This is a genomic window from Thalassobacillus sp. CUG 92003 (genome assembly GCF_013618635.1).
In the GTDB taxonomy this organism is placed as follows: domain Bacteria; phylum Bacillota; class Bacilli; order Bacillales; family Halobacillaceae; genus CUG-92003.
Genome location: NZ_JABLSJ010000030.1, coordinates 1 through 1819 on the forward strand (window position 1 = coordinate 1; position 1819 = coordinate 1819).

Consider the following 1819-nt stretch of genomic DNA (forward strand, 5'->3'; position numbering starts at 1 on the left):
AGATATATTCTAATATCTCTCTATCTAACGGACCCGTAGTTGAAAAATAAAATAATCTATTTTCCTTCCACCGAATACACATAATTGTTAAAAAGAATCCATACTTATTTTTAATGGGGGTAACTCCAATGGTTTGTTTGGATCTTTACCTGTTAAAGCTACTTTCGGATGAATTTTAATATAATCCGTATCTCCTTTAAGTTTGTTTGGTATAATACTTCGCCCTTTAATAATGACTCTGTCATTTTCTTTTCTTTTTCCTAAATCAATACCGTCGATTGAAATATTCACTTCATTCCCCTGATCATCATAAGCTTCTAATCGAACTTGATTGTTTTCACCCGTAGCTGGGAACGAAGCCGTATTATTAAGTGCTGTTGAAGCTCTTCCTGCAATAATTGAATCGAAATGCACGCTTATATTTTCTTTTTTATCAACACTTTCTTTTTCAACATTTAATACTTCATGAGGTAACTGTCTAACTGGAACATCAAATTTCCATACTCCCTCATTTTCACCTATCCTTAAGAACTTTAAAGGGAATCTTGTATCATCAGGCAGCTCCTCATTCGGATTATACAACTGTATTTGTCCCGTATATCCACTGTCCGTTTGATTTAAATGGACGATTTCTTTACTATCCGATATTGTATCATCTCCATCATAAATTTCATAAAAACCACTGACTTGACCATTTTTTTGCTCTTTTACACCACCTGTTACATTAAAAGTCACACCCATCACCGCACCATCGTAATAAGCACTGGTAATGGTAACATTTATATCTCCACTAGTAGCTGTTTCATTTAATTCGGTGATAAGGTGTTGAGAAGCTAAATTTCTACCTACCAAATCATTAAAATTTGTATATAACGGCCCTACCACCGGGACATCAGCCATTACATGAGATACAGAAGGAACAATAAAGCTAGAGCACATTAAAGTAACAGCTGCTGCAGTAGACATAATTAATTTCCTTGTTCGACTGAAAAATTTTTTAGGGTCTTGGTAAGTATCGTTGGCTTTATGTATCCCCTTCCGTATCGCTTCATTTACTTCTTCTTCTGGTACTTCAATATCCTTGTACTTTTCATTAAATAATTTTTCCCTCATCGTAACCCACCCCTTTCAAGATCATCTTTAACTGCTTTTTACCTCTTTGAAGATAAGTCTTTACGGTGTTCTCAGGAATGTTCATGATTTTAGCGACTTCTTTAATCGGCAGATCATGATAATAAAATATAATAATTACATCGCGATGCTTCTCTTCTAATTCGTTTAATGCTCTAACTAAATCAATATGTTCAACTGTTCTATCCCTTTTAGTTGACGGTATTTCACCGATACTTTCAAGCGGTATGTCAGTAGACTTCTTTCTCTTCAAATCATATGCACTATTTATAAGTATCCTGGTAAGCCAAGTTAAGAAATATTTGCTTTCTTTTAAATTTTGTATGGCTAAAAATGCTTTACAAGATGTTTCTTGCACAATGTCCAGTGCGTCATCTCGGTTACCAGCGTATAGATATGCGGTCCGATATAAGCGATCACTATTTTGCGCAAGAAGTTTTTCAAATGCCTCTTTATCTCCTGTTTTTGCTTTTTTTATTAGTTTTATATCTCTCACACTATCCCCCCTTATAACCGTTAGAGAAGAATTTCGATGAAAAAGTTTCAATTTCTCTACAAACTAAAAAAATACGTGCCAACTACTTCAGTGTTTTAGCACGTATTTCTTATTCCTTTTTTCGTCTTGAAGCTATACATACTAAACTGTAATAACTTTCAGATTTTATATTGGGCTTATTAAACTAAAGCC

2 protein-coding genes are annotated in these 1819 nt (G+C 34.1%); both read right to left on the reverse strand.

The genetic code is table 11. The annotated features are described in order from the left end of the window. Positions 1–87: 87 nt before the first annotated feature. Positions 88–1113 (reverse strand): DUF4179 domain-containing protein, encoded by a 1026-nt coding sequence (locus tag HOP45_RS20380; RefSeq protein ID WP_181351316.1) that lies wholly within the window; start codon positions 1111–1113, stop codon positions 88–90. Beyond that, on the reverse strand, positions 1094–1627 hold the full coding sequence (locus HOP45_RS20385) for a sigma-70 family RNA polymerase sigma factor (RefSeq protein WP_181351317.1): 534 nt from the start codon (positions 1625–1627) through the stop codon (positions 1094–1096). The genes HOP45_RS20380 and HOP45_RS20385 overlap by 20 nt, the downstream gene beginning before the upstream one ends. Positions 1628–1819: the final 192 nt, after the last annotated feature.